Here is a 14,712-nt window from a genome sequence, read left to right as displayed (position 1 = left end):
TCCAATCGATACAGTTCAATGACATGCCATCGAAAGGCACCTGTTTTGTACTTTTTCTTTAAATTAATAAAGCTGCTCACTTTCATAACTTTACACAATTTGTGTCAAGCTATTTCAGGGATATACATGGGGTTGTTGTTACTGTTTTATGTTTAATATCGTTTATTAGCTCTTATACTTTTGCTCTTATAAAAGAAGGCGTTCCTATAACTTGGCATGCACTTAAATTAGATTTATTTTTGGCTCAGGATGCTCCTGTATTCAATGCGCTATGGCCAGCAATCTTCGGAACCGCTTTTCATTTATTTGTTTTTCCAGATTTAATACAGAAGAAATATAAACGCTTCTTTATCAGGTTATTCATATACCTAGTAACGGTTTTTGTCTTCAAAATTTTCCTTTGGACATTTAATGATTGGTTAGCTTCTAATTACACCTATGTTTATACTAATGATGAAGCTTGGAGAAAAGAGCAATTGGAGCAAGGGCAACTATTTCGCCCTTATGGGGAATTGCTAAAACAATCCTTCCTAATTCTTAGTAGCAATGGTCTCCGAAATGCGTTTTTAATTATGATTGGGGGAAGATTTATCATAACAATCTTTCTATATACAGGAGCTTTCACCCTCATCATGTACGTTTGGCAAAATCGTAAGCGGGAAGAGTCGTTAGAAAAGCAGCAACGCGAAGTAGAAATTCAATCCTTGAAAGCGCAGCTAAATCCTCATTTTTTGTTCAATTCGCTCAATACCATTTACAGTTCGGCTCTCACCGAAAAAGATACTCCCACGGCGCAGTTGGTACAACAATTATCGGGCATTTTGCGGCACAGCGTGGATGAAATTCGCCACGAAAAAACATCGTTGGAAAAGGAACTGGCATTTATTGAAAAGTACCTCGCACTCCAACGCGCCCGCTTGCCGCAACATCCCCACGTATCCATCAGTACGTCAATCCATTGGGACCAAGAACCCGCCGACATTGCACCGTTGCTGTTGATTCCCTTCATTGAAAATGCCTTCCAATACGGCATTAGCTTGGACCAACCGAGTTTTGTGGCTATTCATTTAGAAATTGAGGACAAAAAACTCCACCTACACGTCGAAAACAGCTTTTTGACAATACATAGCCACCAAAAAGGGACAGGAACGGGCTTACCAAACGTGCAAAAACGCCTTGCGTTGCTCTATGCGCACCAACATACCTTGCGGTTTGGCTCCGAGGGAAGTACTTTTCTAGTAGATTTGACGCTTCAACTGTAAACTATGAACGTTTCCTGCATCGCCATCGACGACGAACCTGCGGCCTTGACCATCATCGAAGAGTACGCGGCACTCATCCCGTTTTTAACCCTAAAACAGACGTTTGTAAGCGTCAAAGAAGCGTTGGCTTTTTTGAAAAAAGAACGGGTAGATTGCGTGTTTTTGGACATCAAGATGCCCGATTTGCTCGGAACGGATTTCGCTCGTATTCTTCAGGGACAAACGCAGGTCATTTTTACCACCGCCTACCCCGAATTTGCCGTTCAAGGATTTGACGTACAAGCGTTAGACTATTTGTTGAAGCCCATTGAATTTAACCGTTTTTTACAAGCTGCCAACCGCGTGTATGCCCAGCAAAGCCAACGGGTGGAAGGACAGAGTTACATTTTTGTAAAAGAAGGCTACGATTGGGTGCGCGTGTCGCTGGGTGAAATTCAGTACATTCAATCAGACACCAATCTGTTGTTTATTTATGAACGCAGCCGTCGCGTCATCACGCGCATGACTGTCACCGAACTGCTTCGCATTTTACCTGCCGAGCGTTTTTTACGCGTCCATAAGTCGTACATCGTCGCCATTGAGTCGATTCTCAAAATTGAACGACATCAGTTGGTATTGGCCAAAACCACCATTCCCATTGGTGAATCTTATCGTGAAAGCGTGGAGCGGGTGTTGTTGGGATAAAAAACAAAAACCGCTCATTTCAGCGGCTTAATGTCTAATTCGGATATAATTTTCGTCAATAACAGAAAAAGCTCCTTGAAAATCTGCTCCATACTGACGAAAGGCGTCGCACACAATCTTTACTTTTTCAAGTGTGGGCATTGTATCTTTGAGACGCACTAAGACAATGCCGTTGTGTTTTTTACGGTCTCTGTAAACCAAATCGCCGAAATCTTTATCTCTGGTCAGTAGAAGTCGGCTTTCTCGTACAGATAAATCCAATACTCCCTCGTCGGGTAATGACGGCACTTCTTCAGCGATGTATAAAACATCGAAACCCGCCTCTCTTAAACCTAAGACAAGGCGGGCTTCGATCCCTTCATCCGCGACAATTTTCATGACGCTAATTTGTAGAATTTCATATCTCTAACCGCTTCCGCTGCAACGGCAAGCGCTGCATGAATAGCTTCACGAGACAGCCGTGGATAGTCTAAAAGTAATTCTTCCTCGGTTTGACCTGCGGCTAACTTTTCTAAAATTAACTCAACAGGAATGCGAGTACCTTTGATGACGAGCTTTCCCATCATTACGTCGGGGTTTGACTCTACAAATTTTGCATAATCCATAGCAGGTTTTATTTAAACTTAAAGCATTACTTCTTAACCCTACACCAACGCCCCATACAACGCTTCGCGTTGGGCTTTTACGCGTTCGTCGGTGATGTATTCGTCGTAGGTCATCATCTTGTCCAAGATACCGTTTGGCGTAATTTCGATGATGCGGTTTGCGACGGTTTGGATGAACTGGTGGTCGTGCGAGTAAAATAGCATCGCTCCTTTGAAATCAATCAAGCCGTTGTTCAAGGCCGTAATCGATTCCAAATCCAAGTGGTTAGTTGGGTCATCTAAGGTAAGGAAGTTGGCCGCCGAAAGCATCATTTTCGACAACATACAACGCACCTTTTCTCCTCCTGACAACACGCTTGCTTTTTTGAGCGATTCTTCGCCCGAGAAAAGCATCCGCCCCAAAAACCCACGGATAAAGCTTTCGTCTTTTTCTTTCGAAAACTGACGTAGCCAATCTACCAAGTTGTCTTCGGTTTTGAAGAAATGGTCACTGTCTTTCGGGAAATACGAATTTGTAATCGTTACGCCCCATTTGAAATCACCCGCATCGGGTTTTACTTGCTCGTGCAAGATTTCAAACAAAGCAGTAATGGCCAATGTGTTGCGTCCGATAAACGCGATTTTATCTTCGCGATTCACGCGGAACGAGATATTTTCAAATAGTTTGGTTCCGTCTTCGGCTGTTTTCGATAACCCTTCTACGGCCAATACTTGGTCACCAATCTCACGTTCTGGCTTGAAGTTGATGTACGGGTATTTACGAGACGAAGGTTTGATTTCGTCCACGTTGAGTTTGTCCAACATTTTCTGGCGTGCCGTGGCTTGTTTGGATTTAGCAACGTTGGCACTAAAGCGGCGGATAAACTCCTCCAATTCTTTACGCTTTTCGTCGGCTTTCTTGTTCTGGTCGGCACGTTGTTTCAAGGCCAATTGACTTGATTCATACCAGAAGGTATAGTTACCACCGTACAACTGCACTTTGCTAAAGTCAATATCAACTACGTGCGTACACACTTGGTCGAGGAAGTGACGGTCGTGCGATACTACGATGACGATGTTTTTGAAGTTGTTCAAGAAGTTTTCCAACCACATTACCGTTTCTACGTCCAAGTTGTTGGTAGGCTCATCAAGCAGCAAAATATCAGGGTTTCCGAAAAGTGTTTGTGCCAACAATACCCGCACTTTTTGGCTAGGGTCAAGGTCGGTCATCTGGGCATAGTGAAGGTCTTCTTTGATTCCCAAACCGCTCAACAACGACGCTGCTTCGGGCTCGGCTTCCCAACCGTTCATTTCGGCAAACTCCGCTTCGAGGTCAGCCGCTTTTTCACCGTCAGCTTCCGTGAAGTCCTCTTTGGCATAAATCGCATCTTTTTCAAGCATGATTTCGTACAAACGCTTATAGCCCATCATCACCGTTTGTAAGACTTGGTATTCGTCAAACTCAAACTGGTTTTGTTTCAAAACCGCCATCCGTTGGCCGGGCGTTATGGCAACACTTCCGGTTTGAGCTTCAATTTCTCCCGATAAAATTTTCAAGAACGTTGATTTCCCCGCGCCGTTTGCTCCAATAACACCATAACAGTTGCCGGGGTTAAACTTAATATTTACTTCGTCGAAAAGCACTCGTTTACCGTAGCGCAACGACACATTAGAAACCGTTATCATTGAGTGAGTTGATAATTTTCAGTGAAAGATGTTGCAAAAATACGAATTTTTAGTGGGAAATAAGGTACATGATTCTTAAATACTGGTACGCAAACGGTTTATAGGGCGAGAGTTACGGTTGGTCATTGGCAATCTACGCTTCGTCGGAATGTGGTGTTTTTATAGTGATTTCACATCTACCTTTGAATCATCAAAACAGCCATAAAACGAAGCAGAAAAAATAACCTAAACATTGATCGCCATGGAAACATTTGTCAATAAAGAGCAGCAGAATCTTCCCAAAGACGAATATTTAATGAAAATAGCCCGTCGTCGGGTTGGTTTTCAAAAGCATGTTATTGTTTATTTACTTGTATGTAGCGTGATTTCGATAATTTGCCTCATAGAAGGCGGAAAAATTCCTTTTGACCTATGGTGGGCATGGGGAATAGGTTTGGGCATTCACGGCATAAGCGCGTACGGATTCTTGTTTGATGAACGTAAAGCGGCTGAAAGAGAGTATCAAAAATTGCAACAAGAGTTGCGAGAGAAATAGATAGTATTAATAAAAAATTTACACTGAACTTCTACCTTGAAATACAATAAAAATCCCCTTCATGAAGGGGATTTTTTTGTATAACGATGATATATCTACTACCTATTCTTGGTCTGACGCCAAAAACGGATAACGGTGATCGGTAGGAGAAACGAAAGTTTCTTTGATGGTACGGGGCGAGACCCAACGCAAAAGATTCAAAATAGACCCAGCCTTATCGTTGGTACCCGAGGCGCGAGCTCCTCCAAAAGGTTGTTGCCCTACGACTGCACCTGTAGGTTTATCGTTAATATAAAAATTGCCCGCAGCATTGACTAGCTTTTTGCTTGCTTGCTCAATGATATAGCGGTCTTGAGCAAAGATTGAGCCCGTTAGGGCATAGGGTGAAGTTTTATCCACAAGCTCAAGAGTTTCTTCAAATTGCTCAGGCGCATATACATAAATTGTCAAAACAGGCCCAAAAATTTCTTCGCACATTGTGGTGTACATGGGGTCGGTAGTGAGAAGCACGGTGGGTTCTACAAAATAGCCTTTTGATTTATCATAATTACCTCCTGCAATCACTGTTACACGGGTGTCCTTTTTGGCATTGTCAATGTAAGCGGCGATTTTATCAAATGATTTTTCATCAATGACCGCATTCACAAAATTGCTAAAGTCTTCGGTACCACCCATTTTGATGGTAGCTAAATCTTCTATCATGAAGTTTTTTATGGCTTCCCACAGATTTGAAGGAATGTAAGCGCGGGAAGCCGCCGAACATTTTTGTCCCTGATACTCAAACGCACCACGCACCAGCCCTACTGCTACTGCTTTGGCATCGGCTGAAGAATGGGCTACCACAAAATCTTTGCCGCCTGTTTCGCCCACAATTCGAGGAAACGACTTATAAAGAGGGAGATTGTTGCCGATAGTTTGCCAAATATGCTGAAACACTTTGGTGCTACCCGTAAAGTGAATACCCGCAAAATCAGGGTGACTAAAAATAATATCTCCGGCTACTGGCCCATCTACATAAATAAGATTGATAACCCCGTCGGGCAAGCCAGCGGCTTTGAATACTTTCATTAGCACATTGGCTGCATATACTTGGGTAAGGGCGGGCTTCCATACACACACATTTCCCATGAGCGCTGCCGAAGTAGGAAGATTGCCGGCAATCGCCGTAAAATTGAACGGCGTAAGGGCAAATACAAAACCTTCGAGTGGGCGGTGTTCTAAGCGATTCCAAACACCATCCGACGATTGAGGTTGTTCTTTATATATTTGGGAAGCATAGTAAACGTTGAAGCGTAAAAAGTCTATCATTTCGCAAGCAGCGTCAATTTCGGCTTGATACGCATTTTTAGATTGACCGAGCATAGTGGCAGCATTGATTTCGGCGCGATAGGGCCCTGCCAACAAATCAGCTGCTTTTAGAAAAATACTAGCACGGTGTTCCCAACTTAAATTGGCCCACTGCTCTCTAGCCGCCAAACTAGCTTCGATGGCTTTTTTTACGTGCGAAGCGTCTCCTAATGAATAATAACCTAATACATGTTGATGGTCGTGAGGGGGAGTGACGGCGTACCTATCATCAGTCATTATCTCCTCACTACCGATATACATCGGAATATCAATCTGCTTACTACGAGCTTCGGCAAGTGCGGCTTTGAGCGCAATACGCTCAGCAGAATTTGGAATATATGATTTAACAGGTTCGTTTTTCGGAACGGGTACGTTGAAAAATCCGGTAGCCATAGTTTGTTGATTTTTGGGTGATAATAAGTTTTTTGGGGTGCTACTTATTTCCAAGTAAGCCCCATGTTATAAAACATAAAAGCGTATATATCAGCAGTTTGTTCTAATGACTTGGCCGTGTTGCTAGCTCCATGCCCACTATTCACATCTACCCGAATCAATAGAGGATTTTTGGTGGATTTAGCTGCTTTTTCTTGAAGAGTAGCGATGTACTTAAAAGAGTGAGCAGGTACTACACGGTCGTCGTGGTCGGCGGTGGTGACCATAGTAGCAGGGTAATTCACGTCCTCTTTGATATTGTGCAAAGGAGAATAGGCGTACAAATTTTTGAAATCTTCGGCATTGTCGCTACTTCCATAATCAGCTATCCAGTTCCAGCCGATGGTAAATTTATGGAAGCGGAGCATATCCATTACACCTACTTGCGGAAAAGCCACTTTACATAAATCAGGCCGCTGATTGATGACAGTTCCTACGAGAAGGCCGCCGTTGGAGCCACCGCGAAGGGCAAGCCTTTCTTTGGAGGTGTATTTTTGCGCAATCAAATACTCGCCAGCCGCAATAAAATCATCAAAAACATTTTGTTTTTGGAGGCGCATTCCTGCTTCGTGCCATTTGTCGCCGTACTCCGCCCCCCCTCTCAAATTGGCTTGTGCATACACCCCTCCATTGTCAAGAAAGGGAATCAGCAAGGGGCTAAAACTTGCCGTTAAACTAATGTTGAATCCACCGTATCCATACAAAATGGTAGGATTGGCTCCGTCGAGTTTGAGTCCTTTTTTGTACACCAAAAACATAGGTACTTTGGTGCCATCCTTACTTGTATAAAATACCTGTTTGGTCTCATAATCAGTAGGTTTGAAAGCAACCTCAGGGTTACGGAAAATCGTGCTTTTGCGCGAAGCTATATCATAACTAAAAATAGTAGGAGGGTAGTTGAAAGACGAAAAAGTATAGAAAACGGATTTGTCTTCACGTTCGCCGCCAAAACCTCCTGCCGAGCCTAAGCCTGGAAGAGGTACTTCGTTTTCAAGCTTACCATTAAGGTCATACACATACGCGCGGGTTGTGACATCTTTTAGATAGGTTACAAAAAGCTTTCCGCCTGCCGTACTTGCGCCCTGAAGAGGTTCGGGCTTTTCGGGCAATATTGCTTTCCAATTTTTTTCATCGGGGTTGGCGGGGTCATACAGTACAACGCGGTCATTTTTAGCGTTTTTGTTGGTACGTAATAAAAATTTATTGCCAACATTATCAACGATTGAAAACTGATGGTCTGTAATATCAGCAATGATTGGTCTGAAATCTTTTTGCCCTTTTTCACGAAAAAAAAGCGCATTGCCGTCTTTACCTTTGCCACGGTCTGAAATGGTAAGAAATGAAAAACGCTCATCTTCGCTTACATATGCAATATGAAAACGTTGAGGGTTTGCTGGGTCTTCATACACAAGCTCATCGGCAGATTGGGGAGTGCCTACTTTGTGAAAAAATACCTGATGATTTTCATTTTTGGCTGCTAATGCACTTCCTTCTGGCTTAGGATAACGACTGTAGTAAAAGCCATCACCTTGCCAAGAAGCGCCTGATACTTTGACCCATTCAAGACGCTCATCAAGCATTTTTAGGGTTTTCATGTCCATGATTTGGTATTTTTGCCAATCAGAACCGCCTTTAGAAAAACCACAAACGGCGTAGTTGCCATTTTTTGATAAATTGAATACCGTTAATCTTGTCGTTCCATCAGCCGAAAGTTTATTGGGATCGAGCACGATCTCTGGCGTGCCATTTGCTCCTTTTTGTCGGTACAAAACCGATTGATTTTGCAAACCGTCATTTTTGTAAAAGTAAAAATATTCTCCTTTACGACGCGGAGCCGAATATTTAGGGTAGTTATAGACTTTTTCGAGTTGTTGTTTGATAAGGCCTCGGTAAGGAATTTTTTCTAGGTATCCAAAGCTTATTTTGTTTTGCTCGGCTACCCAAGCTGCTGTTTCGGCAGAGCGGTCGTCTTCAAGCCAACGGTAAGGGTCGGCTACTTTTACAGCATGATATTCGTCGACATGGTCAACTTTTCGGGTGGTGGGGTATTGCATTTGGGCGTGTACAGTGGCTGAAACAAAAGCCAAAAAAATGAGTGTTTTATTCATATGGCTAGAAGGATGGTTGACAAAGTGCTCGGCAAAAATAAACAATGTCACCCGCTTGTCAGAGAGCAACATCAAAAATATTGTTTTGACAATAAATCCCCGTTTTTTACTACCAATAAATTGATGGCTAAAATACAGTTATCCTTCACTTGATAAAGTTTTTAGTCCAGTAGAATTTTTCCTTTTGATAGGTAAAATGAAAAAAAGCCTCGCTCATGAAAAAGCGAGGCTAATAGTGGCATAAAAAGCGAGATTATTAAGGCGATACCAAGGTATAATTGTTGATAGTGCCGCCTGTTTTACGACTCGTAGTCGCACTTGTAAGGATAAGCTCTGTTTCGGAGGCGGAATTGATAATAAATTGAACCGTTCCGTTAGATTCGGTAGGTTGTGGATTCAAGTTTTTCAAAATCAGATTGTTGCCTGTAGCCGTCTCTTGAACCTCCCATTGGCCTGTAAAAGTGTTCCCGTCAAATTCTTTATAAGTAACTGATGTGGGGCTACTTAAATCTAATCGATAGTTAACATAGCCCGAACGGATATTAGTAGCAGCACCTTTAGTATATACGGTGGCTGAGCCTTCTTTCACTATCTGGGCGCTCCATACTCTTCCAATAATCTCACTGAGAGGCTTCGGCTTTTTCTTACAACCCGAAACCAAAACGATACTCGCCAAGGCCAAAACCGTACAAATGCGCTTCATAATCATGTATTATGTTTAAAATCAGAATATTTCTTTGTGTTTCTATAACAAAACCTACGCCAAACCAACAATATTGCGCTCGAATATCAGTTTTTTTTAAAAAATCTGCAAACGATTTCCCAAAAACCTATTTAAGGGAACTCTCTCGTATTCAAACTAAAAGACGAGGTATTCGGGAAAAAGGTTGTCTGCTGTCCTCACAAAATCATCCTAAGGAAGTTTTAGCGATTGCCAAGTTACCATTTGCCAGCCTTGTTTGCGTCTAACATATACATCAGTAAACCGAAAGCGCGTATCCAGATGCTGTCCGTTGCTGATGACTTTGGCTGCACAAACGCCTGTTACGATGGCTGTTTTGTCAAAAATTCTCACTTTCAATTCTTCAGGATTCATTTCATTATAAACCAACTTGCCATCTTTGATGGACTGAACAAAAGACTCTTTGGTATCAATCAGCCCATTGGAATGGCAATAAAACAAGTCAGACGCCATCACTTGGTCTAGATAAGCATAATCTTTACTGACCAGTGCGGCAAAACGTTTTTTTTCTATTTCCGTAACGGTGGCTTCGGGAGAAGTTTGTGACAATACGACATAGCTTTTTAAAATCCAGATACATATCATCGAAGCGATGAGAGAGAGCCGAGTGAGGTTTTTCATGAATAATATAAAAAGGTTTGGAAATACATTAAAGGTTTTTCTTTTTTAATTCTTGAACTGCAAAATTAGCGGCGCGCGCTGTAAAAGCCATAAAAGTAAGCGAAGGATTTTGGGTGCCGATAGAAGTCATAGCCGCACCGTCTGTTACAAATACATTCTTACAGTGGTGAATTTGATTCCATTTATTGACCATCGAAGTTTTTGGGTCGCTTCCCATACGGCAGCCACCCATTTCATGAATATCTAGGCCAGGGTTGCGTTTGTCGTCTACGAGGCTAATGTTTTTAAAATTAGCTTTATCGAGCATTTCGGCTACTGAAGTGTGGAAATGCTTGATAATTTTTAGGTCATTGTCGTCGTAGCCTACTGACGTAATGAGTTGAGGAATCCCGTATTTATCTTTTTGGTCGGGGCTCAATCTAAGATGGTTTTCAAACTTAGGGATAGTTTCGGCTTGAATCTGTACATACAAGTGCCAAGGCCCAGGTTTGCTATTTGCTTCTTTCCAATCTGCCCCAAAACCTTCTTGACCAGCGGCATGACCCCACCCTCCCCGCGATGCGCTGAGCGCAACCAAATAACCCCTAAGAAAATCCGTTTCTTGTTTATGGACATTTTGGTAGCGTGGCATAAATCCCGAAGTAGGACGGCGACCAAAATAATATTGATCTTCAAAGCCATCAATATCCGCATAAGCAATGCCTCGATAATTATGAAAAGCTACATAACGTCCCAACACACCACTGTCGTTGCCCAATCCAGTCGGAAAACGGCTTGAGGTGGAGTTGAGTAGAATCTGATTGCTTGCCAAACAAGAAGCATTTAAGAAAATTACTTTTGCGTAGTACTCAATCGTCTCATTTGTATTGGCATCTACGATACGTACCCCAGAAGCTTTGCCCAATTTGGGGTCATAAATGATAGAATGCACCACCGAATGAGGGCGAATCGTGAGTTTGCCTGTTTTTTGTGCCGCAGGAAGAGTAGAGGATTGAGAACTAAAATAGGCCCCAAAAGGACAACCTCGATAGCACAAATGCCGGGCTTGGCATTGGGCACGCCCAAGGGCAGTATGCCAAGGTTGAGGTTTGGTAAGGTGAGCACAGCGCCCAATGATAAGGTGTCGGTCTGTATAATGGGTTTTGAGGGATTTTTGCAAGTGTTTTTCAACACAATTGAGCTCCCAAGGAGGTAAAAACTCTCCGTCGGGTAGTCCTTCTAATCCGTCTTTGTTGCCGCTGATTCCCGCAAAACGTTCTACATAACTGTACCAAGGAGCAAGGTCGTCGTAAGTTATGGGCCAAGGTACCGCAAAACCATCTCTAGCGGGTCCTTCAAAGTCAAACTTACTCCAGCGCTGCACTTGGCGCGCCCACAAAAGCGATTTGCCACCTACCTGATAAGCTCTAATCCAATCAAAGGGTTTTTCTTGGATATAAGGCTGTTCGGAGTCTTTTGTAAAAAACTGTTGGGTTGCTTCATCTAACGCATAGCATTTGCTCACGATAGGGTTTTGTTCTCTAAAAGAAGGGGGAAGCCTATTATGGTGCTTAAATTCCCACGGGTTGGTCATGGCAGTGGGGTAGTCGGTGATATGGGTGACGTTTCGGCCTCGCTCCAATACAAGTGTACGTAGTCCTTTTTCACACAATTCTTTGGCGGCCCATCCGCCCGAAATTCCCGAGCCAATTACGATGGCGTCGTAAGTGTTTTGTTTTTGAGCGTCAATATTGAAATTCATGCAGCAATCACTTTTTCAGTAATCCTCTTTTATGAAAACGAATGTACTAAGATTATTCTTTCAAAGGGAGTCATGTATAAAAAATGCCTCATTATGCGGAAGGTTTTCTACAGATTGGTACGCTTGAAGTAGTAGCATGATTTATGAATGAAGAAAGATAAACAACCAATCTTTAAAATCAATGAAACGAATCATATTTGCTTCACTAACAGCATTGTTTGCAGTAGTAGCTTGCCAAAAAGTCCCCATTACTGGGCGCAATCAGTTAATGCTTATCAACAGCAAAGAGCTGTTGCCGATGAGCTTTTCTAGTTATAGAGAAGTGTTAGACTCTAGCAAAGTTTTGCGTAATGGTGCTCAAGTAGACATGGTCAAAAGGGCAGGTCAGCGTATCAAAAAGTCGGTAGAAGATTATTTGAGAGCCAATAACTATAGCCAAGCCATTGAAGGGTTTCAGTGGGAGTTTAATGTGATTGAAAACAAAACCATCAACGCTTGGTGTATGCCAGGAGGTAAAGTTGTGTTTTATACCGGGATTTTGCCGCTTTGCCAAGATGAAACGGGTGTAGCAGTAGTAATGGGACACGAAATCTCTCATGCGATTGCGAGTCACGGAGCCGAACGAATGAGCCAAGGGTTGTTGGCACAAGGAGCGCTTGCTGCAGGGCAAGTAGGCTTAGGGGCAGCTATGTCAAACAAACCACGTGAAACGCAGGCTACGTGGATGGGATTGTACGGGCTGGCAGCGCCCGCGGCGGCTAGTGTAGGTTATATTTTACCCAATAGCCGCAACCAAGAAAGTGAAGCTGACCGCCTTGGACTTACCTTTATGGCAATGGCAGGATATGACCCCCGCGCCGCAGTTGATTTTTGGCAAAGAATGGCAGACGCGAGCAATGGTCAAAAACCTCCACAATGGCTATCTACTCACCCTGCCGACAATACCCGTATTAGAGATTTGAAAAAGCTTATGCCTGATGCTGTGGCCATTTACAATAAAAATAGAGGCAGGAACTAGTAAAAATCGTAACTACTTAGCGTTAGGCAATAAGCTTTAAGCAGTAAGCATTTTTTTGCAATGTTTTTTTTAGGAGACTCATTGAGTCTGCAAAACCATTTTTAATCAAAAGCTTATGGCTTACAGCCTACGGGGTCGACAGAGCGGAGCTAAGTAGTTACAAAAAATTATAATTCCTCTAGTGATGCTAAATGAGCGTAGTCATTGACGACTGTGTTCAAAAATCGACGTGTATCTAACGGAGGGTTTATCTCAAAAATCGAGGCAATTTTATAAGTAGTTTTATCTAATAAACCATCATCATCTTTCATCAGTACTTGCCTGATGGTATCTATATCTCGGTCATTTAGTCTTTTTACTTGCAAATAAGTCACTTGATAGTCCTGCGGTAATGATTCAAAAGTGACATCACTAAGTCTAACCTGCTTAATAGTCTTAATGACGGTAGTGCCCGCTGCTATGTCGCCTATGCGTTGTCCTTTGCCATTGGCTGCAATGGCGACTACTGCTACAAAAGGCGTTAGTATTTCTGTATCTATCAAAATAAGTAGCCATCTTAAAATATACGCTCCTAATGTAGGTTTGGTACCGTCTAGTTTTACAACTCGAATATTCATAGCGCGCTTACCTAGGGTTTGGCCGTTGAGAAAGTATTCGGTAAGTAAGGGATAAAACAAAACGGGTAAAACAACAGTAAGAACAATCAAAAAAATAGACAACGTTTGTTCTAATTTAAGGGTTGTGTAAACCAATATCCACACAATTACCCAGCCAATATAAATAAGACGGTCGAGAAGATTTGCTAAAATACGGTCTCCAATGCTGGCTGTTTCATATTCTAAGTCAACATTTTGGGAGGTTTGGATACGGACAGACATGTTTTTGGTAACAACTAAAGAGTTTGTGGTCGCGTTTTTATATTTTGCAGAAAAGTTAGGGAAAAACCCGCAATCCCTCACCAACTCAAAACAAATTCTGATGAAAGAGGCGATTTTTATTAAGAGAAATACTGAAAAATGGCAGGAATATGAACAGACGTCGACTAATGACCCTGACCAAATGACAGAAAGGTTTATTGAACTCACCGACGACCTCGCTTATGCGCGTACTTTCTACCCCAAATCGAACGTAACGCGTTATCTTAATGGGGTGACTTCCACACTACACCAAAAACTCTACAGTAATCGCAAAGAAGATACGGGACGCATCAAAGCTTTTTGGAAATATGAGCTTCCTCTTTTGATGTATGAGTCAAGGCTTAAACTCTTGTACTCGTTTATTTTTTTTATGGGAGCTTGTATTTTAGGTTGGGTATCAGCAGCCAACGACGATACCTTTGTGCGTCTTATTTTAGGAGATAGCTACGTAAATCAAACGTTAGAAAATATCAAAAAAGGAGATCCTTTGGCCATTTATGGGGACTCTGGCCAAGCAGGGATGTTTTTACAAATTACGCTCAACAACATTCGGGTTTCTTTTGTGGCGTTTGTTATGGGAATTTTTTTCTCCTTTGGTACCATTAGTATTTTGTTTCGAAATGGAGTCATGTTGGGGGCATTTCAGTACTTTTTCTATGAACGTGATTTATTACTGACGTCTATTTTAAAAATATGGATTCACGGTACCCTTGAAATCTCGGCCATTGTGATTGCGGGGGCGGCGGGTCTAGTGATGGGTCATAGCTTGCTATTCCCCAAGACCTACAGCCGATTGGAGTCTTTTAAACAAGGGGCTAAAAAAGGCATGAAAATTGTCATAGGACTAGTGCCTATATTTATCACTGCGGGTTTTTTGGAAAGTTTTGTCACTCGTCTCAAAATGCCAGCCTTGCTAAGTGGAAGTATTATTTTTGTGTCGGCGGTGTTTATTGTTTGGTATTTTGTGTGGTATCCTGCCAAGCTATATAAAGAAACAAGAAATTTCCGTTTATTATAAACTTTTCCTAAACCCTC

Annotated in this window: 14 protein-coding genes; 5 read left to right on the top strand and 9 right to left on the bottom strand. The window is 42.4% G+C overall.

All coding sequences use genetic code 11. The features are described 5' to 3' along the window. Positions 1 to 632 precede the first annotated feature (632 nt). Together P1X15_RS15590 and P1X15_RS15585 are read left to right on the top strand one after the other, a co-directional pair. Positions 633 to 1,262 carry a sensor histidine kinase gene (locus P1X15_RS15590; protein ID WP_277339055.1) on the top strand — a complete coding sequence of 210 codons (630 nt, stop codon included), beginning with the start codon at positions 633 to 635 and terminating at the stop codon, positions 1,260 to 1,262. Between the two features lie 3 nt (positions 1,263 to 1,265). Then, positions 1,266 to 1,946 carry a LytTR family DNA-binding domain-containing protein gene (locus P1X15_RS15585; RefSeq protein WP_277339054.1) on the top strand — a complete coding sequence of 227 codons (681 nt, stop codon included), beginning with the start codon at positions 1,266 to 1,268 and terminating at the stop codon, positions 1,944 to 1,946. A gap of 27 nt (positions 1,947 to 1,973) precedes the next feature. Here the strand turns inward: P1X15_RS15585 and P1X15_RS15580 are convergent, their stop codons facing one another. From P1X15_RS15580 to P1X15_RS15570, 3 genes are read right to left on the bottom strand one after another with little or no spacing between them, the layout of a single operon-like run. Continuing rightward, positions 1,974 to 2,324 (bottom strand): DUF5615 family PIN-like protein, encoded by a 351-nt coding sequence (locus P1X15_RS15580; protein WP_277339053.1) that lies wholly within the window; start codon positions 2,322 to 2,324, stop codon positions 1,974 to 1,976. Beyond that, the gene (locus tag P1X15_RS15575; RefSeq protein WP_028663535.1) at positions 2,321 to 2,551 is read right to left on the bottom strand and encodes a DUF433 domain-containing protein; all 231 of its coding nucleotides are present in this window, start codon (positions 2,549 to 2,551) and stop codon (positions 2,321 to 2,323) included. The genes P1X15_RS15580 and P1X15_RS15575 overlap by 4 nt, the downstream gene beginning before the upstream one ends. Before the next feature lie 39 nt (positions 2,552 to 2,590). Beyond that, positions 2,591 to 4,216 (bottom strand): ABC-F family ATP-binding cassette domain-containing protein, encoded by a 1,626-nt coding sequence (locus tag P1X15_RS15570; RefSeq protein ID WP_277339052.1) that lies wholly within the window; start codon positions 4,214 to 4,216, stop codon positions 2,591 to 2,593. A gap of 241 nt (positions 4,217 to 4,457) precedes the next feature. Here P1X15_RS15570 and P1X15_RS15565 point away from each other — a divergent pair, with 241 nt between their 5' ends. Further along, positions 4,458 to 4,751 (top strand): 2TM domain-containing protein, encoded by a 294-nt coding sequence (locus tag P1X15_RS15565; RefSeq protein WP_277339051.1) that lies wholly within the window; start codon positions 4,458 to 4,460, stop codon positions 4,749 to 4,751. Between the two features lie 102 nt (positions 4,752 to 4,853). Here the strand turns inward: P1X15_RS15565 and pruA are convergent, their stop codons facing one another. From pruA to P1X15_RS15540, 5 genes are all read right to left on the bottom strand, one after another. After that, complete coding sequence (gene pruA, locus P1X15_RS15560) at positions 4,854 to 6,491, bottom strand: L-glutamate gamma-semialdehyde dehydrogenase (RefSeq protein ID WP_277339050.1); 1,638 nt, start codon at positions 6,489 to 6,491, stop codon at positions 4,854 to 4,856. Positions 6,492 to 6,535: 44 nt separating this feature from the next. Then, positions 6,536 to 8,638 carry a prolyl oligopeptidase family protein gene (locus P1X15_RS15555; RefSeq protein ID WP_277339049.1) on the bottom strand — a complete coding sequence of 701 codons (2,103 nt, stop codon included), beginning with the start codon at positions 8,636 to 8,638 and terminating at the stop codon, positions 6,536 to 6,538. Between the two features lie 256 nt (positions 8,639 to 8,894). Further along, positions 8,895 to 9,341 carry a hypothetical protein gene (locus tag P1X15_RS15550; protein WP_028663540.1) on the bottom strand — a complete coding sequence of 149 codons (447 nt, stop codon included), beginning with the start codon at positions 9,339 to 9,341 and terminating at the stop codon, positions 8,895 to 8,897. Between the two features lie 210 nt (positions 9,342 to 9,551). Continuing rightward, a complete protein-coding gene (locus P1X15_RS15545; RefSeq protein WP_277339048.1) occupies positions 9,552 to 10,001 on the bottom strand; it encodes a nuclear transport factor 2 family protein in 450 nt (149 codons plus the stop codon). Positions 10,002 to 10,029: 28 nt separating this feature from the next. Continuing rightward, complete coding sequence (locus tag P1X15_RS15540; protein WP_277339047.1) at positions 10,030 to 11,742, bottom strand: GMC oxidoreductase; 1,713 nt, start codon at positions 11,740 to 11,742, stop codon at positions 10,030 to 10,032. Positions 11,743 to 11,923: 181 nt separating this feature from the next. On the opposite strand from P1X15_RS15540, the gene P1X15_RS15535 reads away from it, so the two are divergent. Further along, a complete protein-coding gene (locus tag P1X15_RS15535) occupies positions 11,924 to 12,760 on the top strand; it encodes a M48 family metallopeptidase (RefSeq protein WP_277339046.1) in 837 nt (278 codons plus the stop codon). Positions 12,761 to 12,927: 167 nt separating this feature from the next. On the opposite strand, the gene P1X15_RS15530 is transcribed toward P1X15_RS15535, so the two are convergent. Continuing rightward, positions 12,928 to 13,638, bottom strand: a complete 711-nt coding sequence (locus tag P1X15_RS15530) for an RDD family protein (protein WP_277339045.1) — start codon at positions 13,636 to 13,638, stop codon at positions 12,928 to 12,930. A 100-nt stretch (positions 13,639 to 13,738) separates the two neighbouring features. Between P1X15_RS15530 and P1X15_RS15525 the strand changes: the two genes are divergently transcribed. After that, a complete protein-coding gene (locus P1X15_RS15525) occupies positions 13,739 to 14,695 on the top strand; it encodes a stage II sporulation protein M (RefSeq protein ID WP_277339056.1) in 957 nt (318 codons plus the stop codon). Positions 14,696 to 14,712 lie beyond the last annotated feature (17 nt).

The sequence above is a fragment of the Runella sp. MFBS21 genome, from assembly GCF_029433105.1.
GTDB lineage: Bacteria > Bacteroidota > Bacteroidia > Cytophagales > Spirosomataceae > Runella.
Note: the sequence above shows the minus strand (reverse complement) of the source record. Positions and strands in the feature narration are given on the sequence as shown.